This window comes from Leifsonia aquatica (assembly GCF_014190775.1).
In the GTDB taxonomy this organism is placed as follows: Bacteria; Actinomycetota; Actinomycetes; order Actinomycetales; family Microbacteriaceae; genus Leifsonia; species Leifsonia aquatica.
Map to the genome: position 1 here is coordinate 161,533 of NZ_JACHVP010000001.1, position 22,948 is coordinate 184,480.

Consider the following 22,948-nt stretch of genomic DNA (forward strand, 5'->3'; position numbering starts at 1 on the left):
GCCCCTTCTGCGCTAGAGGACGTCGGTCGAGCCGGTGACCTTGAGCGCGTCCACGACGGCCTTCACGCGCTGCGCGTTCTCGCTGGTCGTCACCAGGAGGGCGTCCGGGGTGTCCACGACGACGATGTCCTTCACGCCGATCAGGCTGATCACCCGGTTGCTCTGGCTCACGACGATGCCGCTGGACGAGTCGGAGAGCACGCGGGCGTTCTCGCCGAGGATCGCCAGGTCGGACTTGCGGCCGCCGGAGTTCAGCTTGGCCAGCGACGCGAAGTCTCCGACGTCGTCCCAGTCGAAGTAGCCGGGCACGACGGCGAGGCGTCCGGCCGCCGCAGCCGGCTCGGCGACCGTGTAGTCGATGGCGATCTTCTCGAGGCCGGGCCAGATGCGGTCGACGGCCGGCCCGCGCGTCGCCGGGTCGTCCCAGGCGGCGGCGAGCTCGAGCAGGCCGGCGTGGAGGTCGGGCTTGTTGCGACCGATCTCCTCGAGGAGGAGGTCGGCGCGGGAGATGAACATGCCCGCGTTCCAGAGATACGAGCCGTCGGCGACGTACGCCTCCGCCGTGGCGAGGTCGGGCTTCTCGACGAAGGAGTCGACGAGGCGGGCGGTCGGTGCACCCGCGATCTCGGCGGTCTCGCCGGCGGTGTGGATGTAGCCGAAACCGACGGCGGGCTCGGTGGGCTGGATGCCGATGGTGGTGATGTAGCCGGCGGCGGCGGCGTGCACGGCCTCCCGCACCGCGTGGCGGAAGCGGGCCTGGTCGCGGATGACGTGGTCGGCGGCGAACGAGCCGATGATGACGCCCGGCTCGCGACGCTCCAGGATCGCGGCGGCCAGCCCGATAGCGGCGGTGGAGTCGCGTCCCTCGCTCTCGAGCACGACGTTCGGGTCGGCGAGGTCGGGGAGCTGGGCCTCGACCGCGGCGCGGTGCGCACGGCCGGTGACGACCATGATCCGCTGGTCGCCGGAGAGCGGCGTCAGGCGGTCCCAGGTGTCGCGCAGCAGTGTCTGCCCCGATCCGGTCAGGTCGTGCAGGAACTTGGGCGCGTCTGCGCGCGACAACGGCCACAGCCGGGATCCGACGCCACCGGCGGGGATCACGCTGTAGAAGTGGTCGAGCGGGGTGCTGCGGCTCATGCTGGACAGGATACCGATCGGCGCTGGACATGCACCGTTCATCGCGGGGCAACGGCCGGGCAACCCCGGCTGCTTAGCGTGGCGGCATGCGGGTTGCGGTGGTCAGCGAGAGCTTCCTCCCCACGGTCAACGGGGTCACGAACAGCGTGCTGCGCGTGCTGGACCATCTGGCGGAGGCCGGGCACGAGGCGATCGTGATCTGCCCGGAGGCGGGGGCGCCGGCGGAGTACGCCGGCTTCCGCATCCACCAGGTCCCGTCCATCGCCTACCGACAGTTCCCGGTCGGGCTGCCGAGCCCGCAGGTGCAGCGCATCCTCGCCCGGTTCGCCCCGGACGTGCTCCACGCGGCCTCTCCCTTCTTCCTCGGTGCGCAGGCCATCGCCGCGGCGAACCGGCTGGGCGTGCCGTCGGTCGCCATCTACCAGACCGACGTCGCCGGCTTCGCCCGCCGCAACGGGCTCGGGCTCACCTCCGCCATCGCCTGGAAGTACGTGCGCTGGGTGCACGAGGGCGCCGATCTCACGCTCGCCCCCTCCGCCGCCTCCGAGTACGACCTCCGCGACGCGGGCGTCTCGCGGATCGGCCGCTGGGGCCGTGGCGTCGACCTCGAGCGCTATCACCCCAACAAGCGGCGCACGAAGGCGGCGGTCGCGCTCCGCGACCGGCTCTCGCCCGACGGCGAGGTCGTCGTCGGATACGTGGGTCGCATCGCGCCGGAGAAGCAGGTGGAGCGGCTGCGGGCGTTGCGCGGCCTGCCCGGCGTCTCGGTCGCCATCGTCGGCGACGGACCCGCGCGCGACGCCGTCGAGCGCGAGCTGCGCGGAGTGCCCGTCACCTGGCTGGGGCGGCTGGGTGGGGACGACCTCGCCGCGGCGTACGCCTCCTTCGACCTCTTCGTCCACACCGGGTCGGAGGAGACCTTCGGCCAGACCGTGCAGGAGGCGCACGCCTCCGGCCTGCCCGTCGTCGCCCCGCGTGCGGGCGGACCGGTCGACCTGGTCGAGCACGGCGTCGACGGGCTGCTCTTCCCGCCGTCCGACGAGCGGGCGCTGCGTGCCGCCGTCGCGATGATCGTCAGCGACACAGGCTTGCGGCTCCGGATGGGGGAGGCCGGGAGGCGGGCCGTCCTCGGCCGCGGCTGGGACGTCCTCTGCGGGGAGCTCGTCGGGCACTACGAGCGCGTGATCCTGAACGCATGCGCAGAGGCGGCGGAGAGCGGCGTCCAGCCGGTCGGCAGGCAGCGCGCGTACAGTTAGGTGGCCGCTCAGGCGGCCGTCCACCCTTCCGCACGCTCCCTGGAGGTGAACGATGGCGAACATCAACCGACGCGGCATTCCCATGCCCTTCGTTTCCCGGTCGCGGAGGGTCGACCCTCCCAGTTCGATCGTCGCCCCGGAGCCCGCGCCCGGTTCGGCCCCGTCGCGCTCGAGCATGGTGGACAGCGCGGTGTACCGCGGCGGCGTCCGCGTCGCGTCGCCGACCACGCTGGCCGAGACCTATCGCGCTCTCGACGCGACGCCCGACGGCGTGGCCTGGATCGGCCTCTACCGGCCGAGCGAGCGTGAGCTGATGTCGCTGGCTGAGGAGTTCAACCTCCACCCGCTCGCCATCGAGGACGCGATCGTCGCCCACCAGCGGCCCAAGCTGGAACGCTACGACACGGTGCTCTTCGTCGTGCTCAAGGCGGCGAACTACCTCGACGTGCCCGAGGAGGTCGACTTCGGCGAGCTGCACCTCTTCGTCGGACCGAACTTCGTGATCACGGTGCGTCACAGCGAGTCGCCCGACCTCTCCACCGTGCGGCATCGCATGGAGGCGGAGCCCGAGCTGCTCTCGCTCGGCCCGCAGGCCGTGCTCTACGCGATCATCGACGCCGTCGTGGACGCGTACAGCCCGGTCGTCGCCGGGCTCGCGAACGACATCGACGAGATCGAGACCCAGGTGTTCGGCGGGGATGCCCTCGTCTCCCGACGCATCTACGAGCTGTCCCGCGAGGTCATCGACTTCCAGCGCGCCACCCATCCGCTCTCCGCGGTGATGATCGCGCTCGAACGCGGCACGGCCAAGTACGGCGTCACCCAGGAGCTCGAACGCCGCCTGCGCGACGTCGCCGACCACCTCACGCAGGTGAACGAGCGCGTGGACGGCTTCCGCTACCTGCTGCGCGACATCCTCACCGTGAACTCGACCCTGGTCTCCGAACGCCAGAACGAGGAGATGACCCGCCTCGCCCTCTCCACCCACGAGCAGGGCGAGCAGGTCAAGAAGATCTCCTCCTGGGCGGCGATCCTCTTCGCCCCGTCGCTCATCGCGGGCGTCTACGGCATGAACTTCGAGCACATGCCCGAACTGGCATGGCAGTTCGGCTACCCCCTCGCGATCGTCGCGATGCTGGGGCTGAGCACGCTGCTCTACGTGCTGTTCAAGAAGCGCGGGTGGATGTAGCGCGCGGTTCGACGGTCAACGCGCCGTTGGTGGCTGCTCAAATGAGCAGTCGCCAACGGCGCGCGCGTTTGTAACGCTTGCATGAAGAAGCCGGATTTTCGAACGGAGCGGTTCGTCACATTCGGTAACGTCAGTGCATACCCTGGCCGGCGGGCACCTGCGCCGGTCACGCATCTTGGAGGACAACCTTGACAATCACAGCCCGTAAGGCCGGCCTCGTCGGTCTTGCAGCGACCGGCGTCATCGCGCTGCTCGCCGCGTGCTCCGCTGCACCGTCCGACAGCTCGTCGACCGGCGCCGCGAAGAGCGACTTCCTGCCCTGCATGGTCTCGGACTCGGGTGGATTCGACGACCACTCGTTCAACCAGCTCGGCTACGAGGGCCTCCAGGAGGCCGCCAAGTCGCTCAGCGTGGACTACAAGAAGGCCGAGTCGAAGAGCGAGAACGACTTCGCCCCGAACATCCAGAGCATGGTCGACCAGAACTGCAACCTGGTCGTCACCGTCGGCTTCCTGCTCGCCGACGCGACGAAGAAGGCCGCCGCGTCGAACCCTGACGTCAACTTCGCCATCATCGACGACAACTCGATCCAGGCCAAGAACGTCAAGCCGATCATCTTCGACACCGCCCAGGCGGCGTTCCTCGCCGGCTACGCGGCCGCGAGCTACTCGAAGACCGGCATCGTCGGCACCTTCGGCGGCATGCAGATCCCGACCGTCACCATCTTCATGGACGGCTTCGCGGACGGCGTGAAGTACTTCAACGACCAGAAGAGCAAGTCGGTCAAGGTCGTCGGCTGGGATGTCGACGCGCAGAACGGCTCCTTCACCGGTGGCTTCGACGCCAACGAGACCGCGAAGAACACGGCTCAGGGCATCATCGACCAGAACGCCGACGTGATCATGCCGGTCGGCGGCCCGATCTACCAGTCGGCCGCGCAGGCCATCAAGGACTCCGGCAAGTCGATCGCCATGGTCGGCGTCGACGCCGACGTCTACGAGTCGGACCCGAGCGTCAAGGACCTGCTCCTCACCTCGGTCATGAAGGGCATGAAGCCCGCCACCAACGACGTCGTCAAGCAGGCCGCTGACGGCAAGTTCGACAGCACCCCGTACGTGGGCACGCTGAAGAACGACGGTGTCGGCCTCGCGCCGTTCCACGACTTCGCCTCGAAGGTCGACTCCGGCCTGCAGGGCGAGCTCGACAAGATCAAGGCCGGCATCATCGACGGCTCGATCAAGGTCACGTCGCCCTCGTCGCCCAAGCAGTAACACAGCAACGACGGCAACACACTCGACGGGGAGGTCAGCGCCGCTGGCCTCCCCGTTGTCGTGCCCTTGTCCAGATGCTCATCTGAGCACAGACTGACATATGCGCAGAAGGTAGATTGATCAGGCGCAACGAGGCCACCGCCGTTGTCGCGTGCCACCGCTCAATGTCTCTGTGCTCACCACGGGCGAGTAGAGAAGGAACCCCACCCGAATGAAGCTCGAACTTCGCGGCATCACCAAACGGTTCGGTGCCCTGGTCGCCAACGACCACATCGACCTCACGGTCGAACCCGGCGAGATCCACTGCCTGCTCGGCGAGAACGGCGCAGGCAAGTCGACCCTCATGAACGTCCTCTACGGCCTCTACCAGGCCGAGGAGGGCGACATCCTGCTGGACGACGTCGTGCAGCACTTCGCCGGCCCCGGCGACGCCATGAAGGCCGGCATCGGCATGGTGCACCAGCACTTCATGCTGATCCCCGTCCTCACCGTCGCCGAGAACGTCATGCTCGGCCACGAGCAGACGAAGTTCGGCGGTCGTCTCGACCTGGCCGCGGCCCGCGCGAAGGTGCGCGAGATCTCCGCCCGGTTCGGCTTCGACGTCGACCCGGACGCGCTGGTCGAAGACCTCCCCGTCGGCGTGCAGCAGCGCGTCGAGATCATCAAGGCGCTCTCCCAGAACGCGAAGGTGCTCGTCTTCGACGAGCCCACAGCCGTGCTGACCCCGCAGGAGACCGACGAGCTGATGGGCATCATGCGCCAGCTCAAGGAGCAGGGCACGGCGATCATCTTCATCACCCACAAGCTGCGCGAGGTGCGCGAGGTCGCCGACCGCATCACGGTCATCCGCCTCGGCAAGGTCGTCGGCGAGGCCGAACCCACCGCCACGAACGCCGAGATGGCGTCGATGATGGTCGGTCGCGCGGTCTCCCTCACGGTGCACAAGGAGCCGGCGGCGCCCGGCGACGCGGCGCTCGTGGTCACGGACCTCTCGGTGATCGACCCGATCGGCCAGCTCGTGGTCAACCGCGTGAGCTTCGAGGTCCGTGCGGGCGAGATCCTCGCCATCGCCGGCGTGCAGGGCAACGGTCAGACCGAGCTCACCGAAGCCATCCTCGGGCTGCAGCCCCGGGTCGAGGGCACGATCGTGCTCGACGGCAACGAGATCCAGGGGCAGAGCCCGCGCAAGGTTCTCGACGCCGGTGTCGGGTTCGTGCCGGAGGACCGCAACGAGGACGGCCTCGTCGGTGAGTTCAGCATCCAGGAGAACCTGATGCTGGACCGCTCGACCGGGGAGCCCTTCGTCAAGGCGGGCAACATCCAGTTCTCGTACCTCAAGCAGTTCGCCGAAGAGAAGGTGCGCGAGTTCGACGTGCGCACCCAGTCGATCGACACCGCCGTCGGCCGCCTCTCGGGCGGCAACGCGCAGAAGGTCGTGCTCGCCCGCGAGCTGAGCCGCGAGCTGCGGCTCTTCGTGGCGGCGCAGCCGACCCGCGGTCTGGACGTCGGCTCGATCGAGTTCGTCCACAAGCGCATCGTCGAGACCCGCGATTCCGGCGTGCCGGTGATCGTCGTCTCGACCGAGCTCGACGAGGTCGCGGCGCTGGCCGACCGCATCGCCGTCATGTACCGCGGGGGAATCGTTGGAATCGTGCCGGGGGACACGTCGCGAGACGTCCTCGGCCTCATGATGGCCGGCGAGTCGCCGGAGCAGGCAGGAGCAGCAGCATGACCGGGACCCCCACTCCCAGCCAGCCCATGGCGCCGACGCAACCGGCACCGGCCGGTCAGCCGGCCGGCAAGCCGGAGAACGACGACCGCTGGAACAAGGCGGTCCGCGACATCATGGGCGGACCGGTGATCATCTCGATCCTCGCCGTGGTGCTCGCGCTCGTCGTCGGCGCGATCCTGATCGCCGCCACCGACCCCGAGGTGCAGAAGGCGGCGGGATACTTCTTCGCCCGCCCGGGCGACACGTTCAAGGCCATCTGGGACTCGGTCTCCAGCGCCTACGTGTCGATGTTCCAGGGAGCCATCTACAACTTCCGCCGGCCGACGTTCGCCGCCGGAATCCGGCCGCTGACGGAGACACTGACATTCGCCACACCGCTGATCGTCAGCGGTCTCGGCGTGGCCCTCGCCTTCCGCGTCGGCCTGTTCAACATCGGCGGCCAGGGACAGATCCTCATCGCCGCGGCCGCCTCGGCCTGGGTCGGCTTCTCGTGGAACCTGCCCCCGGTCATCCACCTCGTGCTCGCCGTCGTGGCGGGCATCGCGGGCGGCGCGATCTGGGCCGGCATCGTCGGCGTCCTGAAAGCGAGGACCGGCGCGCACGAAGTGATCGTGACGATCATGCTCAACTACATCGCCTTCTACCTGGTCGCGTACATGCTGCGCACCCAGGGCCTCCTGCAGGCGCCGGGCTCGAACAACCCGAAGGCGCCGGCGATCCACGCCAACGCGGTCTTCCCGCCGCTCTTCGGCGAGCAGTACAACCTCACCTGGGCATTCATCGTCGTGATCGCCGCGACGGTCTTCGTGTGGTGGCTGATCAACCGCTCGAGCCTCGGCTTCCGCTTCCGTGCCGTCGGCGAGAACCCGAACGCGGCCCGCGTCGCCGGCATCAACGTCAAGAACATCTACCTCTACGCGATGCTCATCGCGGGTGGCCTCGTCGGCATCGCCGGCGCGAGCCAGGCGCTCGGCGTCTTCCCGCAGGGCATCAGCTCGGGCGTGGACGCGGGGATCGGCTTCGACGCCATCACCGTCGCCCTGCTCGGCCGGTCCAAGCCGTGGGGCGTCTTCATCGCCGGTCTGCTCTTCGGGGCGCTCAAAGCCGGTGGCTTCACGATCCAGGCCGCGAACGACATCCCGATCGACATCGTCCTGGTGATGCAGTCGCTCATCGTCCTCTTCGTCGCCGCGCCGCCGTTGGTGCGCGCGATCTTCCGCCTGCCGACGCCCGGGAGCACTCCCCGGAGACAGCGTCCCATCGTCACGAAGGAGGTGGCGGCCAAGTGACCACCACGGCCCCCGTCATCCCGGACTCCGCGCCCATCGCGCTGGAGAAGGCAGAGATCCGCTCCTGGAAGGCCCCGATCGCCTTCGCGGTGTTCGTGGTCATCAGCCTCGTCCTGTTCCTCGGCTTCTCGCGCCACGGCCAGAGCACCTTCCGGTTCTCCGAGTCGTCCGACGCGGTCAAGCTCCCGAACCTCGTCGTCGACACGTTCTCGACGACGATCGTCGTGATCGTGATCCTCGCGATCATCACCGCCTGCAGCGCCTACCTCTCCTGGAACGCACGCAAGACGCCGATCTGGCTCGTCGTCGTGTTCGCCCTGGCGTTCATGTTCGGCTTCCTCGCCTGGGCGGGCTCGGGCGAGCTGCCCGTCCCGGTCACCGGCCTCCTGCTCGGCACGATCAGCCTCTCGGTCCCGCTCGTGTTCGGCGCCCTGGGCGGCGTGATCTCGGAGCGCGGTGGCGTCGTCAACGTCGCCATCGAGGGCCAGCTGCTCGCCGGAGCGTTCGTGTCGGCCATGACCGCGACGCTCACCGGCAGCTGGGTCGTCGGCCTGCTGGCCGCGATGGTCGCCGGCGTGCTGGTCTCGTTCGTGCTCGCCGCCTTCGCCATCAAGTACCTGGTCGACCAGGTCATCGTCGGCGTCGTGCTCAACGTGCTGGTCACCGGTCTCACGAGCTTCTTCTACTCGCAGGTGCTCGCGGCCGACCCGTCGGCCCTCAACCACCCGCCGCGCCTGCCGGACTGGCCCATCCCGTTCCTGAGCGAGATCCCGATCATCGGGAAGGTGCTCTTCAACCAGACGATCATCGAGTACCTCATGTACATCGCGATCTTCGTGGTGTGGTTCGGTCTGTTCAAGACCCGCTGGGGACTGCGCCTCCGGTCGGTCGGCGAGCACCCGGAGGCCGCGGACACCGTCGGCATCAAGGTCAACAGCACGCGGTTCTGGAACGTCTCCCTCGCCGGAGCGATCGCCGGACTCGGCGGCGCGTACTTCACGCTCGGCTCGGTCGGCGCCTTCTCCAAGGAGATGACCGCCGGACAGGGCTTCATCGCCCTGGCGGCCGTCATCTTCGGTCGCTGGGACCCGATCCGCGCCACCCTCGCGGCCCTGCTCTTCGGCTTCGCGTCGAACCTGCAGAACGTGCTCGGCATCATCGGCTCGCCCGTCCCGAGCGAGTTCATGCTCATGCTCCCGTACGTCGTGACGATCTTCGCGGTCGCCGGCCTCGTCGGGATGTCGCGGGCACCCGCCGCCGACGGCAAGCCCTACATCAAGTCATGACCGCGCCGCAGATCGACTGGGAGGCGCTGCGCGTCTCCGCGACCGAGGCCATGTCGCACGCCTACGTCCCCTACTCGCAGTTCCCCGTGGGAGCGGCGGCGCTGGTCGACGACGGGCGCATCGTCAGCGGCTGCAACGTGGAGAACGCCAGCTACGGCGTGACGCTCTGCGCCGAGTGCGGGCTGGTGTCCTCGCTCGCGATGACCGGCGGAGGGCGCCTCGTCGCCTTCACCTGCGTGAACGGCGGAGGCGACATCCTCATGCCGTGCGGGCGCTGCCGCCAGCTGCTCTACGAGCACTCCGCCGAGGGGATGCTGCTGCAGACCGTCTCCGGCATCCGCACGATCGACGAGGTGCTGCCCGACGCGTTCGGCCCGCGCCAGCTCGACGAGTACCGCAACAACGACTAGGAATCAGATCCCGTGACCCAGACTGCAGGAGCGGTCGAGGCGTTCGACGCCGTCGACCTGATCAGGACCAAGCGCGACCGCGGAGAGCTCGGCACCGCCGAGATCGATTGGCTGGTCGACGCCTACACCCGCGGCTACGTCGGCGACGAGCAGATGTCCGCGATGATCATGGCGATCTTCCTCAACGGGATGACGCGCCGCGAGATCAAGGACCTCACGATGGCGATGATCGCCTCAGGCGAGCGCATGGACTTCTCGGGGCTCGGCAAGCCGACCACGGACAAGCACTCGACCGGCGGCGTCGGCGACAAGATCACGCTCCCGCTCATGCCGCTCGTCGCGACGTTCGGAGTGGCCGTCCCGCAGCTGTCGGGCCGCGGGCTCGGCCACACCGGCGGCACGCTCGACAAGCTCGAGAGCATCCCGGGCTGGCGCGCGAACCTCAGCAACGAGGAGATGTTCGCCCAGCTGCAGAACGAGGGCGGCGTCATCTGCGCCGCCGGGTCGGGGCTCGCTCCGGCCGACGGCAAGCTCTACGCGCTGCGCGACATCACCGGAACGGTCGAGGCCATTCCGCTGATCGCGTCCTCGATCATGTCGAAGAAGATCGCGGAAGGGACCAGCGCGCTGGTGCTCGATGTGAAGTTCGGCTCGGGCGCATTCCTCAAGGACATCGAGAAGTCGCGCGAGCTCGCCCGCACCATGGTCGAGCTCGGCAAGGACGCGGGCGTCGCGACGTCCGCGCTCCTCACCGACATGAACGTCCCCCTCGGCCTCGCCATCGGCAACGCGAACGAGGTGCGGGAGTCCGTCGAGGTGCTCGAGGGCGGCGGCCCCGCCGACATCGTCGAGCTGACCGTGGCCCTGGCCCGCGAGATGCTCGCCCTCGCCGGACGCCCGGACGAAGACGTGGAAGCGGCGCTGAAGGACGGCCGCGCGATGGACAAGTGGCGCGAGGTCATCCGCGCCCAGGGCGGCGACCCGGACGCCCCGCTGCCCGTCGCGAAGGAGACGCACACGGTCGTCGCCGAGTCCGACGGCATCCTGGTCGAGCAGCAGGCGCTGCCGTTCGGCATCGGCGCCTGGCGTCTCGGGGCCGGACGCGCGCGCAAGCAGGACCCGGTGCAGCACGCCGCCGGCATCGACCTGCACGCGAAGCCCGGCGACACGGTCCGTAAGGGCGACCCGCTGTTCACGCTCTCGGCCGACGAGCCCGCGCGCTTCGAGCGCGCGCTCGAGGCCATCGAGGGCGCGTACCGCATCGCGCCGGCCGGCACGCCGTTCACCCGCGGTCCGCTCATCGCCGACCGCATCTCCTGAACCGCCCCGGCGAACCGATAGATTGAAGGACATGAGCGAACAGAACGCCGGGTACGCACTCGCCGACGGGACCGACATCCGCGCACTGCCGAAGGTGTCGCTGCACGACCACCTCGACGGCGGCCTCCGCCCCTCGACGGTGATCGAGCTGGGCGACGCCATCGGCTTCGAGCTGCCGACGACCGACCCGGTCGAGCTGGCCCGCTGGTTCGGCGAGAAGTCGAACTCTGGCTCGCTCGTCGAGTACCTCAAGACGTTCGATCTCACGACCGCCGTGATGCAGACCCGCGAGGGTCTCACGCGCGTCGCCCGCGAGTTCGTGCAGGACCTCGGCGCCGACGGCGTCGTGTACGGCGAGATCCGCTGGGCGCCCGAGCAGCACCTGACCCGCGGCCTCAGCCTGGACGAGACCGTCGAGGCGGTGCAGGAGGGCATCGAGGCCGGCATCCAGGATGTGCGCGCCACCGGCAAGCGCATCCGCGTCGGCCAGCTCGTCAGCGCCATGCGCCACCTCGACCGCGGACTCGAGATCGCGCAGCTCGCCGTCCGTCACCGCGACAACGGCGTGGTCGGTTTCGACATCGCCGGTCCCGAGGCGGGCTTCCCGCCCGCGAACCAGCGGGCCGCGTTCGACTACCTGGCCGAGAACTTCTTCCCGGCGACCGTGCACGCGGGGGAGGCGGACGGCCTCGACAGCATCCGCAGCGCCCTCCTCGACGGCCGCGCCCTGCGACTCGGCCACGGCGTGCGCATCGCGGAGGACATCTCCATCGAGCGCCAGGACGACGAGAACACGTACGTGACGCTCGGCACCCTCTCGCAGTGGGTCAAGGACCGCGAGATCGCGCTGGAGACCAGCCCGACCTCGAACCTGCAGACCGGCGCCATCGCCGCCTGGGGCACCGACATCCTCGACCACCCGTTCGACCTGCTCTACCAGCTCGGCTTCCGCGTGACGGTGAACACCGACAACCGACTGATGAGCGGCACGACGCTGACCCGCGAGCTGAGCATCCTGGCCGACGCCTTCGCCTACGACCGCACCGACCTGGAGATCTTCCAGCTCAACGCGGCCGCCGGCGCGTTCCTCCCGCTGGAGGAACGTGAGGAGCTGGCGGACATCATCACAGCAGGTTTCGAGGGTTCCTGACACGGCGACGGCTACGCTGGGATCATGCCGCTGCCACCGCTGCCCGAATCCGCCGTCACCGTCGGGGCGCACGCCTCCGACTGGCGTGATGCGGTGCGGCTCGCGGGCGAGGCGCTGACCCGTTCTGGTGCGACCGAGCAGGGCTACGGCGACCGGATGATCCAGGTGATCGAGGAGTTCGGCGCGTACATCGTGATCGCTCCCGGCCTGGCCCTCGCGCACGCGCGCCCCGGCCCGGACGTGAACCACGACGGTCTCGCCGTCGTCACGCTCGACGAGCCGGTGGTGTTCGGCCACCCGCACAACGACCCGGTCTCGGTGGTGCTCGGCCTGGCCGTCTCCACTCCGGAGGCGCACGTGACGAGCGTCGCCGAGCTGGCGAACGTCTTCAACGATCCCGAGTCCATCCCCGCACTGGCGGCGGCGAAGGACGTGGCCGACGTGCAGCGTGTGCTCGCCCGCTCGGAGGAGAACGCCCGATGAAGATCGTCGCGATCTGCGGCGTCGGGCTCGGCACCTCCGGCATCCTCAAGGTCAACGCGGAACGGGTGCTGGACCGGCTGGGCATCGACGCCGACGTGACCGCGACCGACGTCGGCAGTCTGTCGGCCGCCGCCGCGGACGCCCAGGTCATCCTGTCGTCGCCGGAGCTCGTGGAGCGCATCGGCCCGACGAACGCCGACGTGATCGTCGTCGAGAACTACTTCGACCTCGACGAGCTGGAGCGCAAGCTCGACGAGGCGCTCGGCTAGCAGGCGGTCAGTCCGTCAGCAGCGCCTCGATCAGTCCGGGGAACCGGGCGTCGAGCTCGGCGCGGCGCAACTGGATGTCGTGCGTGCGTCCGTTGACGATCGTGTTCGTGAGGCCCGCCTCGCGCAGCGTCTTGAAGTGGTGCGCCATGGTCGACTTCTGCACGTCGCATCCCCACTCGGTGAGGGTCTTGGGATGGGGTTCGCCGTCGGCGAGGACGCGCACCATCTGCAGCCGTACCGGATCGGCGACGGCGCGGAGCAGATCCACCAGCTCGACCGCGTCCATCGGCGGCGAGGGGTATTCGGTCATGCGGCGTCCAATTGTTTGACAATCATCGAACAGTCGCCCTACGCTGACCGTATGACGACCATCGAACAATCGTACCGCAGGACCACCCCGGCCCTCGTGGTCCTCGCGCTCGGCCTCTTCGTCGTGGGGACGAACGCGTTCGTCATCGCCGGCCTGCTGCCGCAGATCGCCAGCACGCTCGGCACCAGCCCCTCGGCCGTCAGTGTGTCGATCACCACCTACTCCCTCGTCGTCGCGATCGCGGCACCGGCCGTCTCGATCCTGCTGCCGCGCGTGCCGCGCTCGACGCTGATGGGTGCCGGACTCGCCCTGTTCGCGGTCGGGACCGCCGTTGCGGCGCTCGCGCCCGATCTCGGCTGGTTCATCGCCGGGCGCACGTTCTCGGGCGTCGGCGGTGCCGCACTCGTCCCGACGGCCACCGCGGCAGCGGCGGCCCTCTCCGCCCCGGAGAAGCGGGGGCGGGCGCTCGCGCTGGTGGGTGCCGGCTTCACGCTCGCCACCGCGGTCGGCTCGCCGCTCGGCACGGCCCTCGGCGGCGTCGCCGGCTGGCGGTTCGCCCTCTGGTGCGTGGTGGCCCTCGGCGCGGTGCTCGCCGTCCTCATCCCGCTGCTGGTGCGGCGCGTGCCCCTGGCTCCACCCGCGACGCTGCGTCGGCGGCTCGCAACCCTCGCCGACCTGCGCGTGCTCGCGCTGCTCGCGACCACGGTGTTCATGATCGCGGGATTCAACATCGTCTACATCTTCTCCGCGGCGGTGACCCGCCCCTCCACCGGCGGCTCCGGCTCACTGCTGGCCGTCCTGCTGCTGGCCTACGGAGCGGCGGGCATCGTCGGCAACATCGTCGCCGGGCCGCTGACCGACCGGTTCGGCAGCCGAGCCGTCGCGGCCATCGCCCTCGTCGGCCAGGTCGTCGCGCTCGCGGTGCTGCCGTTCGTGGAGGCGTCGTTCGCGGCCTCCCTGGTCGTGTTCGCCCTCTGGGGGATCGCGGCGTTCGCGATCGCGATCCCCGTGCAGCACCGGCTGGTGCACGTGGACCCCGAGACCTCGGCGCTCGCGCTCTCGTGGTACTCGACCGCGATGTACGTCGGAATCGCGATCGCGCCTCCCATCGGCTCCCTCGCGCTCGGCGCGGGAGGGGCGGAGGCGGTTCCGGTCGCGGGCGCCGTCGTGACCGTGGTGGCGCTGGCGGCGTTCCTGCTCAGCTACGCCGCCCGCGCCACCTTCCGGTCGCGGTCCGTCCCTACGCTGTGAGGGCGCGCATCGCGTCGCCCAGCGCGGCGACCCGCGCGGTCGCCGTGGCCCGGCGCTCGTCGACGGTGCCCTCGTCGCTCGAGGCGTCGATGTAGATCTTCAGCTTCGGCTCGGTCCCGCTCGGGCGGACCATCACGCGCGAGCCATCGGCGAGGTGGATGCGCAGCACATCGCTCGGGGGGAGGCCCTCGAAGCCGTCGCGCAGATCGTCGATCTGCTCCACGCGGACATCGCCGAGCCGGCTCGGCGGCGTCGCACGCAGCGCGGCCATGATCTCGCCGATGCGCGAGAGGTCGGTCACGCGCAGCGAGATCTGATCGCTGGCGAAGTACCCGAACTTCTCGGCGAACGCGTCCAGGCGGTCGGCGATGCTCTGCCCCTGCGCGGCGAGCGTCGCCGCCAGGTCGAGCAGCGCGGTCGCCGCGGAGATGCCGTCCTTGTCGCGCACGGTCTCCGGGTTCACGAGGTAGCCCAGGGCCTCCTCGAAGCCGAAGATGAGCCCGGGCGCGCGCGAGACCCACTTGAACCCGGTGAGGGTGTCGGCGAAGTCGAGGTGGTACGCGGTCGCCACCGCCGCGAGTGCAGGGGACGAGACGATCGAGCAGGCCAGCACGCCGCCGGGCGCGCCGTCTCCCGCGGACGCCTCGGCGAGTTCGGCGGCGCGCCAGCCGAGGAGCGCGCCGACCTCGTTGCCGCTCAGCCGGCGGTACCCCTGCTCCGACGCGTCCGGGATGGCGACGGCCAGCCGGTCGGCGTCCGGGTCGTTCGCGATGACGAGGTCGACGCCGGCGGCCCGGGCGGTCTCGAACGCGAGGTCCATCGCGCCCGGCTCCTCCGGGTTGGGGAACGACACGGTGGGGAAGGCGGGGTCCGGGTCGATCTGCGCCGCGACGACCTCGGGCTCGGCGAAACCTGCCGCCGCGAACACCTCGCGGGCCGTGCGCCAGCCCACGCCGTGCATGGCGGTGTAGGCGAACGAGACGGCGTCGCGCGGTGCATCGGTCGTCGCCAGCGCGGCGGTGGCCTCGATATAGGCGCGCTCGACGTCGTCGGACGCGATCTCGTACTGCTCCGAGCGCGGAAGGTCGAGCACGCTGCCCGAGGCGACGTCCAGGATCTGCGCGGCGATCTCCGCGTCCGTCGGCGAGACGATCTGCGAGCCGTGATCCAGGCCGCCGAGGTAGACCTTGTAGCCGTTGTCGTTCGGCGGGTTGTGGCTGGCGGTGACCATCACTCCGGCGCTCACGTCGAGGTGCCGCACCGCGAACGCGAGGACGGGCGTCGGCAGCAGACGGGGGAGCAGCACGGCGCGCACCCCGGCGCCCGCCATCAGCTCCGCGGTGTCCCGCGCGAAGACGTCCGAGTTCTTGCGGCCGTCGTAGCCGATGACGAGGGACGGCGTTCCGTCCTCCGCGTGCTCCAGCAGCCAGCGGGCGAAGCCGGCGGCGGCCTGCGAGACCAGCACGCGGTTCATCCGGTTGGGGCCGGCTGCAATCTCCCCGCGGAGGCCGGCGGTGCCGAAGGCGAGCCGGGTGTCGAACCGCGAGTGGAGGTCGGCCACGGCGTCCGCGTCGCCCTCGGCGGCGGAGGCGACCAGCGCCTCCAGCTCGGCGCGGGTCTCCGAATCCGGGTCCTGCTCCTGCCAGGCGCGCGCCGCGGCGAGCAGGCCGTCGGTGTCGAGCGCGGGGTTCACAGCGCCGCCACGATCCGGGCGAGGAGCGCGCTGATCACCGGCTCGGCCTCCTGGCCCGCCTCGATGACCTCGGCGTGGCTCAGCGGAGTCTTCTGGATGCCCGCGGCCAGGTTGGTGATGAGCGACATGCCCAGGATCTCCATCCCGGCCTGGCGCGCGGCGATCGCCTCCAGGGCGGTCGACATGCCGACGATGTGGCCGCCGATGGTCTTCGCCATCTGCACCTCGGCCGGGGTCTCGTAGTGCGGTCCGCGGAACTGCGTGTACACGCCCTCGTCGAGCGACCCGTCGATCGACTTCGCGAGCTCGCGGAGGCGGCTCGAGTACAGGTCGGTCAGGTCGATGAAGGTCGCGCCCTCGAGCGGGGAGTCCGCGGTGAGGTTGATGTGGTCGCTGATCAGCACGGGCGTGCCGGGCTTCCAGTGCTCCTTGATGCCTCCCGCGCCGTTGGTGAGGATCATCGTGGTCGCACCCGTGGCGGCCGCCGTGCGCACGCTGTGCACGACCCGGCGCACGCCGTGCCCCTCGTAGTAGTGCGTGCGGGCGCCGATGACGAGGGCGCGCTTTCCGCTCGGCAGGAGCACCGAGCGCAGCGTGCCGACGTGGCCGGCCAGCGCGGGCTTGCCGAACCCGACGATCTCGGTGGCGGGGATGGTCGCGGTGGTCTCGCCGATGAGGTCCGCCGCCTTGCCCCAGCCGGAGCCGAGCGTGAGTGCGATGTCGTGCTTCTCGACGCCGGTCTTCTCGGCCAGTTGCTCCGCCGCCTGGCGGGCGATCGCGAACGGATCGGCCTGGGGGTCGTCGAGGGGATTCGTGTTCGTTTCGAGCATGAGCCAACTCTACTGAGCGCGCTGCGGGCGTCCAGGAGCGACGGGATGCGCATCGGCGCGTGCGCATGCGGAAGAATGGTGTGCATGGCGGTTGAATTCGAGCGCAAGCAGCGCATCGCCGTGCTCGGCGGCGGACCGGGCGGCTACGAGGCGGCGATCGCGGGAGCGCAGCTCGGAGCCGACGTGACCCTGGTCGAGCGGTCGGGCGTCGGCGGCTCCGCCGTCATCACCGACGTTGTCCCCTCGAAGAGCCTCATCGCGACGGCGGAGGCCACCAACTCCATCGCCGAGGCGGCCGACCTCGGCGTGCAGTTCTACAGCCGCGGCGACCACGGCAAGCCCGTCCGTCCCGAGATCGCCGTCAACCTGGCCGCGGTCAACAAGCGCCTGATGGGCCTCGCCCGTCAGCAGTCGGAGGACATGCGCGCCGAGCTCGTCCGCGCCGGCGTGAACATCGTCAACGGAGAGGGACGACTCGACGGCGACGGGGCGATCATCGTCTCGACCGCCCGCGGCGGCTCCGGCACCGACTTCGATCGGGTCGAGGCCGACACGATCGTCATCGCCGTCGGCGCGCGCCCCCGCGTCCTGCCCAGCGCGGTCCCGGACGGGGAGCGCATCCTCACCTGGACGCAGCTCTACGACCTCGACGCCGTGCCCGAGCACCTCATCGTGGTGGGGTCCGGTGTCACCGGCGCCGAGTTCGCCTCCGCCTACACGGCGCTCGGCTCGAAGGTCACGCTCATCTCCTCCCGCGACCAGGTGCTCCCGGGCGAGGACGCCGACGCGGCACGCGTCATCGAGAACGTCTTCAAGCGCAACGGCATGCAGGTGCTCTCGAAGTCCCGCGCGGAGTCCGTCGTGCGCACCGAGAACGGCGTCGTCGCGACCCTCTCGGACGGCCGCACCGTCGAGGGCACCCACTGCCTCATGGCCGTCGGCTCCATCCCGAACACCACGGGCATCGGGCTCGAGGAGGCCGGCATCCAGCAGACGCCGTCCGGCCACATCCGCGTCAACCGCGTCGCGCGCACGTCCATCCCGAACATCTACGCGGCGGGCGACTGCTCCGACCTGCTGCCGCTGGCCTCCGTCGCCTCCATGCAGGGGCGCACGGCCGTCTTCCACGCCATGGGCGACGCGGTCAACCCGATCGAGCTGCGCAACGTGACCTCCAACATCTTCACGCAGCCCGAGATCGCGACCGTCGGCTGGAACCAGAAGCAGATCGAGGACGGCATCGCCCAGGGCGACATCTACAAGCTGCCGCTGAAGTCGAACCCGCGCGCCAAGATGCTCGGCCTGCGGGACGGCTTCGTGAAGCTGTTCGCCCGCACGGGCTCCGGCACCGTGATCGGCGGCGTCATCGTCGCCCCCCGCGCCTCGGAGCTGATCTTCCCGCTCGCGCTCGCGGTGGAGCACCGCCTCACGGTCGACCAGGTCGCCCGTGCGTTCACCGTCTACCCCTCGCTCTCGGGCTCGATCTCGGACGCCGCGCGCGCCATGCACATCGTCCTCTGAGGTAGGGTCCGGGGCATGGAGATCGGACTCGTCGTCGGCGTCCTCGCCGTCCTGGCCATCGCGGCCGCGACCACCATCGGCCCGAAGTTCGGCGTCGCGTCCCCGCTGATCCTGGTCGTCGCGGGCATCCTCGTCAGCCTGCTGCCGTTCGTGGCCGCGGTGGACATCGAGCCGCAGTGGATCCTCGCCGGGATCCTCCCGCCCCTCCTGTACTCGGCGTCGGTGTCGATGCCGTCGATGAACTTCCGGCGGGAGTTCACGGCGATCGGCGGCCTCTCCGTGCTGCTCGTCGTGCTCAGCTCGGTGATCCTGGGCTTCTTCTTCTCCTGGGCCATCCCAGGGCTCGACCTCGCCTGGGGCATCGCGCTCGGCGCCATCGTCAGCCCGACGGACGCGGTCGCGACCTCCATCGTCAAGAAGAGCGGCGTCTCGCCTCGCGTGGTCGCCATCCTCGAGGGCGAGAGCCTGCTGAACGACGCGACCGCGCTGGTGCTGCTGCGGGCCGCGATCGCCGCAGCCGCCGCCTCCTTCGCGATCGGGACCGTCATCTGGACCTTCACCTACTCGGTCGCGATCGCCGTCGCCTTCGGCTGGGTCGTGGGCCGGGTCAACCTGTTCGTGCGAGCACGGGTGACGGATGCGACGGTCAACACGGTCATCTCGTTCACCGTCCCCTTCATCGCGTCGCTGCCCGCCGAGGCGCTCGGCGCCTCCGGCCTCGTCGCCGCCGTGGTGGCCGGTCTCGTGACCGGCAGGCGCGCGCCACGGGTGCTCTCGCCGCAGCACCGGCTGTCGGATGCCCAGAACTGGCGGACCGTGGAGCTCGTGCTGGAGGGCATGGTCTTCCTCACCATGGGCCTGCAGCTGTTCGGCATCGTGCAGAAGGTCGAGAAGGTGCACGAGGGCGTCCTCCCGGCTGCCCTCGTGGCGTCGGGCGCCCTGCTGCTGACCATCCTCGTGCGGGCGGCCTATGTCGCACCGCTGCTGCGATCCCTCGGCAGCCGAGCGCGCCGGAGCGAGAAGCTCAGACCGCGCATCGAGACCATGCAGCAACGGATCGCGGACGCCGACAACGATCCGAAGGCGCTCGTGCGGACCGGGGGACCCGGCAACGGGCGCGTTCCCTCCGAGAAGGACGTCGGGCGCTTCACGACCCGCCTGCGCCGCACCCTCGCCGACATCGACTACTTCACCGGCGCGCCCCTCGGCTGGCGGGAGGGCACCATCGTGGTCTGGGCCGGGATGCGCGGTGCGGTCACCGTCGCCGCGGCCCAGACCCTGCCGGTCGACGGGACCCCGTCCCGCCCCGTCCTCATCCTCATCGCGTTCCTCGTGGCCGCCGGATCGCTGCTCATCCAGGGCGGGACGATCGGCTGGTTGCTGAAACTGGTGAAGCCCGCCCAGGTGGATCGAGCGGCCCAGAACGAGGAGCGCCAGCGGGTGATGTCGATGCTGCAGGACGCCGCCAAGCACATCCCCCTGCCCGAGTCGCGCGAGCGCACCCCTGAGAACATGGAGGTCATGAAGAAGTTCGCGCTCGACCGCCTGCACGCCCAGCGCACGGCCCTGCTCGACGCGCGCGACGACGGCACCTTCGACGCGGACGTGCTCGCCTCCGCCCTCACCAACCTCGACGCCGACGAGATCAGCATCTCCCTGAAGGGCTCACCCCCGGAGGACTGAACGGCCGACGCCCGCGGCCTCGGTGTCGCCACCGGAGGAGATTCCGGCCCCGCCTCCCCAGATCCCCTCCGTTTCCTGCCCGGGCTCGGTGTGTCGCGCGAATCCTCCTCCGTTCCCAACAATGCGTTATCCACAGTTTCGGAGATCGGCCACCAACCGATCCCCAGCGTGGGGAGCATGGCCCCATGCACTGGATGACCCTTCTCGACCAACTCGGCGGCGCTGCGACGACCAGACGGCTACGAGCGGCGGGTGCGTCCGAGCGCGCCCTCGCCCTCGCGATGGCCGATGGTCTGCTGATTCGGCCGCGCCGCGGCGTTTACGGCCGGCCCGATCTTTCGCCTCAGGCCCTCTCGGCGCTCCGCATCGGCGGCCGACTCTCGTGCGTCTCGGCTGCGCGTTCCTACGGGCTGTGGGGAGGGACGGACGGCCGGCTCCACGTCACGCTGCCATCCCACGCCGGACGCGCCGGAGAGGCCGACGTGCGCCATTGGGAGACGAGCGAGCCGCATCCTGAGCTCTGGCGGGTCTCGTTCGAGGACTGCCTGCGTTCCGCGGTCAGGTGCGCCGACGAGGAGACTGCAGTCGCGGTCCTCGACACCGCGCTCTCGAGTGGCCGCGTGGCGCCGGCCCGCCTCACGCGGATCTTCGCCGAGGAACCTTTTCGCGTACGCACGATCGCGGCCAGGGCGAGGCCAGGTTCGGATTCGGGAGTCGAGTCGATCCTGCGTCAGCGTCTCCAGGCACGCGGCCATCTAATCGAGCAGCAGATCGCGGTGCCCGGAGTCGGCCGTGTCGATCTTCGGGTGGGTGGTTTCCTCCACGTCGAAGTCGACGGCTACGCGTACCACTCCGATCCCGCAGCGTTCGAACGCGACAGGCTGCGCGACACTGCTCTCGAGCTTCAGGGCAGACGCCGCCTCCGGTTCACGGCGCGGCAGGTGCTGGAGAATGCGGATGCCGTTGTGGCGACCATCGAAAACATCGTCACGGCAACGGAGGAGACTTCGTCCGGCTCCACCCCGAAACGCAGGTAACGGAGGAGATCCGACTCGAAATGAGTCGGATCTCCTCCGTTAGCGGCGTGGAGCGCTAGACGATGTTGAGGAGGAGGTGGCCGGAGGAGACGGTCTCGCCGACGGCGGCGTTGATGCCTGCGATGGTGCCGTCCTTGTGGGCGGTCAGCGGCTGCTCCATCTTCATGGCTTCGAGGACGAGCACCAGGTCGCCCTTCACGACCTCGTCGCCGTCCGCGACGGCGACCTTGACGATCGTCGCCTGCATCGGAGCGGTGAGGGAGTCGCCGGTGGCGGTGTCGACCGCGCCCGAGCCGCCGCGACGGCGCGGGGCCGGAGCGGTGGAGGCCGACGCGGATCCGCCTCCGGTCAGGAGTTTCGCGGGGAGCGAGACCTCGATGCGCTTGCCCTCGACCTCGACGACGACGCTGCTGCGGCGCTCGGCCGGGGTCTGGTCGCCCAGTTCGCCCGACCATGGCGCGATCTCGTTGTTCCACTCGGTCTCGATCCAGCGCGTGTAGATCGAGAACGGCTCGCCGTCCTGCGGGGCGAAGGCGGGGTCGCGGACGATGGCGCGGTGGAACGGGATGACGGTCGGCAGCCCGGCGACCTCGAACTCGTCGAGGGCGCGGCGCGACCGCTCGAGCGCCTCCTCGCGGTTGGCTCCGGTGACGATGAGCTTCGCGAGCATGGAGTCGAACGATCCGCTGATCTCGTCGCCCGCCTGGATGCCGCTGTCGACGCGCACGCCGGGGCCGCCCGCGGGCTTGAAGACGTGCACGGGGCCGGGGGAGGGGATGAACCCGCGGCCGGCGTCCTCGCCGTTGATGCGGAACTCGAACGAGTGGCCGCGGGGCGCCGGGTCGTCGTAGTCGAGGGTGCCGCCTTCGGCGAGGCGGAACTGCTCGCGCACGAGGTCGATGCCGGTGACCTCCTCCGAGACGGGGTGCTCGACCTGGAGACGCGTGTTCACCTCGAGGAAGGAGACCGTGCCGTCCTTGCCGATGAGGAACTCGCAGGTGCCGGCACCCTGGTAACCGACCTCCTTGAGGATGGCCTTGGAGGCGCTGTAGAGCTGCTCGGTCTGCTCGGTCGTGAGGAAGGGCGCGGGGGCCTCCTCGACGAGCTTCTGGTGGCGGCGCTGCAACGAGCAGTCGCGGGTGGAGACGACGACCACATTGCCGTAGGCGTCGGCGAGGCACTGGGTCTCCACGTGGCGCGGCTGGTCGAGGTACTTCTCGACGAAGCACTCGCCGCGGCCGAAGGCGGCGATGGCCTCGCGGGTGGCGGACTCGAACAGCTCCGCCACCTCGTCGCGCTCGCGGGCGACCTTGAGTCCGCGTCCGCCGCCGCCGAACGCCGCCTTGATGGCGACGGGCAGGCCGTACTGGTCGACGAACTCGAGCACCTCGGCGGCGTCGGCCACCGGGTTGAGGGTGCCGGGCGCGAGCGGGGCGCCGACCTTCTCGGCGACGTGGCGCGCGGAGACCTTGTCGCCGAGACGCTCGATCGCCTCGGGCGACGGGCCGATCCAGGTCAGGCCCGCGGCGATGACGGCGCGGGCGAAGTCGGCGTTCTCGGCGAGGAAGCCGTAGCCGGGGTGCACGGCGTCGGCGCCGGACCTCCGGGCGATCGAGAGGAGCTTGTCGATGACCAGGTACGTCTCTGCACTGGTCGTGCCTTCGAGGGCGTACGCCTCGTCGGCGAGCTTCACGTGGAGGGCGTCGCGGTCCTGGTCGGCGTAGACGGCGACGGAGCCGATCCCGCTGTCCTGAGCGGCGCGGATGACGCGGACGGCGATCTCGCCCCGGTTTGCGATGAGGACCTTGCTGATGGCTGGCACAGTTCTCTA

At 70.0% G+C, this 22,948-nt stretch carries 20 protein-coding genes; 15 read left to right on the top strand and 5 right to left on the bottom strand.

All coding sequences use genetic code 11. The features are described 5' to 3' along the window. Positions 1–12 precede the first annotated feature (12 nt). Positions 13–1,137, bottom strand: coding sequence for a mannose-1-phosphate guanylyltransferase (locus FHX33_RS00700; protein WP_021760713.1), 1,125 nt, complete (start codon positions 1,135–1,137; stop codon positions 13–15). An 86-nt stretch (positions 1,138–1,223) separates the two neighbouring features. Here FHX33_RS00700 and FHX33_RS00705 point away from each other — a divergent pair, with 86 nt between their 5' ends. From FHX33_RS00705 to FHX33_RS00755, 11 genes are all read left to right on the top strand, one after another. Next, a complete protein-coding gene (locus tag FHX33_RS00705) occupies positions 1,224–2,393 on the top strand; it encodes a glycosyltransferase family 4 protein (RefSeq protein WP_183428060.1) in 1,170 nt (389 codons plus the stop codon). A gap of 52 nt (positions 2,394–2,445) precedes the next feature. Continuing rightward, positions 2,446–3,582 (top strand): magnesium and cobalt transport protein CorA, encoded by a 1,137-nt coding sequence (locus FHX33_RS00710; protein WP_039921208.1) that lies wholly within the window; start codon positions 2,446–2,448, stop codon positions 3,580–3,582. Positions 3,583–3,770: 188 nt separating this feature from the next. Then, a complete protein-coding gene (locus FHX33_RS00715) occupies positions 3,771–4,853 on the top strand; it encodes a BMP family lipoprotein (protein ID WP_039921206.1) in 1,083 nt (360 codons plus the stop codon). A gap of 211 nt (positions 4,854–5,064) precedes the next feature. Next, on the top strand, positions 5,065–6,585 hold the full coding sequence (locus tag FHX33_RS00720; protein WP_021758355.1) for an ABC transporter ATP-binding protein: 1,521 nt from the start codon (positions 5,065–5,067) through the stop codon (positions 6,583–6,585). Next, positions 6,582–7,874, top strand: a complete 1,293-nt coding sequence (locus FHX33_RS00725) for an ABC transporter permease (protein WP_021758354.1) — start codon at positions 6,582–6,584, stop codon at positions 7,872–7,874. Before FHX33_RS00720 ends, FHX33_RS00725 begins: the two co-directional genes overlap by 4 nt. Continuing rightward, positions 7,871–9,160 (top strand): ABC transporter permease, encoded by a 1,290-nt coding sequence (locus FHX33_RS00730; RefSeq protein WP_021758353.1) that lies wholly within the window; start codon positions 7,871–7,873, stop codon positions 9,158–9,160. Before FHX33_RS00725 ends, FHX33_RS00730 begins: the two co-directional genes overlap by 4 nt. Continuing rightward, positions 9,157–9,570, top strand: a complete 414-nt coding sequence (locus FHX33_RS00735) for a cytidine deaminase (protein ID WP_021758352.1) — start codon at positions 9,157–9,159, stop codon at positions 9,568–9,570. The genes FHX33_RS00730 and FHX33_RS00735 overlap by 4 nt, the downstream gene beginning before the upstream one ends. 12 nt (positions 9,571–9,582) lie before the next feature. Further along, the gene (locus FHX33_RS00740) at positions 9,583–10,890 is read left to right on the top strand and encodes a thymidine phosphorylase (protein WP_021758351.1); all 1,308 of its coding nucleotides are present in this window, start codon (positions 9,583–9,585) and stop codon (positions 10,888–10,890) included. Positions 10,891–10,921: 31 nt separating this feature from the next. Next, positions 10,922–12,040 (top strand): adenosine deaminase, encoded by a 1,119-nt coding sequence (locus tag FHX33_RS00745; RefSeq protein ID WP_021758350.1) that lies wholly within the window; start codon positions 10,922–10,924, stop codon positions 12,038–12,040. Positions 12,041–12,064: 24 nt separating this feature from the next. After that, on the top strand, positions 12,065–12,523 hold the full coding sequence (locus tag FHX33_RS00750) for a PTS sugar transporter subunit IIA (protein ID WP_021758349.1): 459 nt from the start codon (positions 12,065–12,067) through the stop codon (positions 12,521–12,523). Beyond that, positions 12,520–12,792 (top strand): PTS sugar transporter subunit IIB, encoded by a 273-nt coding sequence (locus tag FHX33_RS00755; RefSeq protein ID WP_021758348.1) that lies wholly within the window; start codon positions 12,520–12,522, stop codon positions 12,790–12,792. Before FHX33_RS00750 ends, FHX33_RS00755 begins: the two co-directional genes overlap by 4 nt. A gap of 7 nt (positions 12,793–12,799) precedes the next feature. Here the strand turns inward: FHX33_RS00755 and FHX33_RS00760 are convergent, their stop codons facing one another. Then, entirely contained in the window at positions 12,800–13,102 is a 303-nt protein-coding gene (locus FHX33_RS00760; protein WP_021758347.1) for an ArsR/SmtB family transcription factor, read from the bottom strand. Positions 13,103–13,153: 51 nt separating this feature from the next. On the opposite strand from FHX33_RS00760, the gene FHX33_RS00765 reads away from it, so the two are divergent. Continuing rightward, entirely contained in the window at positions 13,154–14,353 is a 1,200-nt protein-coding gene (locus tag FHX33_RS00765; RefSeq protein WP_183428061.1) for an MFS transporter, read from the top strand. On the opposite strand, the gene FHX33_RS00770 is transcribed toward FHX33_RS00765, so the two are convergent. Then, complete coding sequence (locus FHX33_RS00770) at positions 14,343–16,046, bottom strand: phosphohexomutase domain-containing protein (protein ID WP_183428062.1); 1,704 nt, start codon at positions 16,044–16,046, stop codon at positions 14,343–14,345. The genes FHX33_RS00765 and FHX33_RS00770 overlap by 11 nt on opposite strands. Beyond that, entirely contained in the window at positions 16,043–16,876 is an 834-nt protein-coding gene (locus tag FHX33_RS00775; protein WP_021765142.1) for a purine-nucleoside phosphorylase, read from the bottom strand. Before FHX33_RS00775 ends, FHX33_RS00770 begins: the two co-directional genes overlap by 4 nt. A gap of 84 nt (positions 16,877–16,960) precedes the next feature. On the opposite strand from FHX33_RS00775, the gene FHX33_RS00780 reads away from it, so the two are divergent. The 3 genes from FHX33_RS00780 (at position 16,961) to FHX33_RS00790 (ending at position 21,117) form a co-directional block, all read left to right on the top strand. Continuing rightward, positions 16,961–18,397 (top strand): NAD(P)H-quinone dehydrogenase, encoded by a 1,437-nt coding sequence (locus tag FHX33_RS00780; protein ID WP_039923794.1) that lies wholly within the window; start codon positions 16,961–16,963, stop codon positions 18,395–18,397. Positions 18,398–18,412: 15 nt separating this feature from the next. Then, positions 18,413–20,080, top strand: coding sequence for a cation:proton antiporter (locus FHX33_RS00785; RefSeq protein WP_021765144.1), 1,668 nt, complete (start codon positions 18,413–18,415; stop codon positions 20,078–20,080). A gap of 185 nt (positions 20,081–20,265) precedes the next feature. Then, on the top strand, positions 20,266–21,117 hold the full coding sequence (locus FHX33_RS00790; protein ID WP_021765145.1) for a type IV toxin-antitoxin system AbiEi family antitoxin domain-containing protein: 852 nt from the start codon (positions 20,266–20,268) through the stop codon (positions 21,115–21,117). Between the two features lie 55 nt (positions 21,118–21,172). On the opposite strand, the gene FHX33_RS00795 is transcribed toward FHX33_RS00790, so the two are convergent. Further along, positions 21,173–22,939, bottom strand: coding sequence for an acetyl/propionyl/methylcrotonyl-CoA carboxylase subunit alpha (locus FHX33_RS00795; protein ID WP_021765146.1), 1,767 nt, complete (start codon positions 22,937–22,939; stop codon positions 21,173–21,175). Between the last annotated feature and the right edge of the window lie 9 nt (positions 22,940–22,948).

Coding starts and splice junctions, on each gene's coding strand:
- FHX33_RS00700 (WP_021760713.1), bottom strand. CDS start 1,137: ATGAGCCGCAGCACCCCGCTCGACCACTTCTACAGCGTGATCCCCGCC.
- FHX33_RS00705 (WP_183428060.1), top strand. CDS start 1,224: ATGCGGGTTGCGGTGGTCAGCGAGAGCTTCCTCCCCACGGTCAACGGG.
- FHX33_RS00710 (WP_039921208.1), top strand. CDS start 2,446: ATGGCGAACATCAACCGACGCGGCATTCCCATGCCCTTCGTTTCCCGG.
- FHX33_RS00720 (WP_021758355.1), top strand. CDS start 5,065: ATGAAGCTCGAACTTCGCGGCATCACCAAACGGTTCGGTGCCCTGGTC.
- FHX33_RS00725 (WP_021758354.1), top strand. CDS start 6,582: ATGACCGGGACCCCCACTCCCAGCCAGCCCATGGCGCCGACGCAACCG.
- FHX33_RS00735 (WP_021758352.1), top strand. CDS start 9,157: ATGACCGCGCCGCAGATCGACTGGGAGGCGCTGCGCGTCTCCGCGACC.
- FHX33_RS00745 (WP_021758350.1), top strand. CDS start 10,922: ATGAGCGAACAGAACGCCGGGTACGCACTCGCCGACGGGACCGACATC.
- FHX33_RS00750 (WP_021758349.1), top strand. CDS start 12,065: ATGCCGCTGCCACCGCTGCCCGAATCCGCCGTCACCGTCGGGGCGCAC.
- FHX33_RS00755 (WP_021758348.1), top strand. CDS start 12,520: ATGAAGATCGTCGCGATCTGCGGCGTCGGGCTCGGCACCTCCGGCATC.
- FHX33_RS00760 (WP_021758347.1), bottom strand. CDS start 13,102: ATGACCGAATACCCCTCGCCGCCGATGGACGCGGTCGAGCTGGTGGAT.
- FHX33_RS00765 (WP_183428061.1), top strand. CDS start 13,154: ATGACGACCATCGAACAATCGTACCGCAGGACCACCCCGGCCCTCGTG.
- FHX33_RS00775 (WP_021765142.1), bottom strand. CDS start 16,876: ATGCTCGAAACGAACACGAATCCCCTCGACGACCCCCAGGCCGATCCG.
- FHX33_RS00780 (WP_039923794.1), top strand. CDS start 16,961: ATGGCGGTTGAATTCGAGCGCAAGCAGCGCATCGCCGTGCTCGGCGGC.
- FHX33_RS00785 (WP_021765144.1), top strand. CDS start 18,413: ATGGAGATCGGACTCGTCGTCGGCGTCCTCGCCGTCCTGGCCATCGCG.
- FHX33_RS00790 (WP_021765145.1), top strand. CDS start 20,266: ATGCACTGGATGACCCTTCTCGACCAACTCGGCGGCGCTGCGACGACC.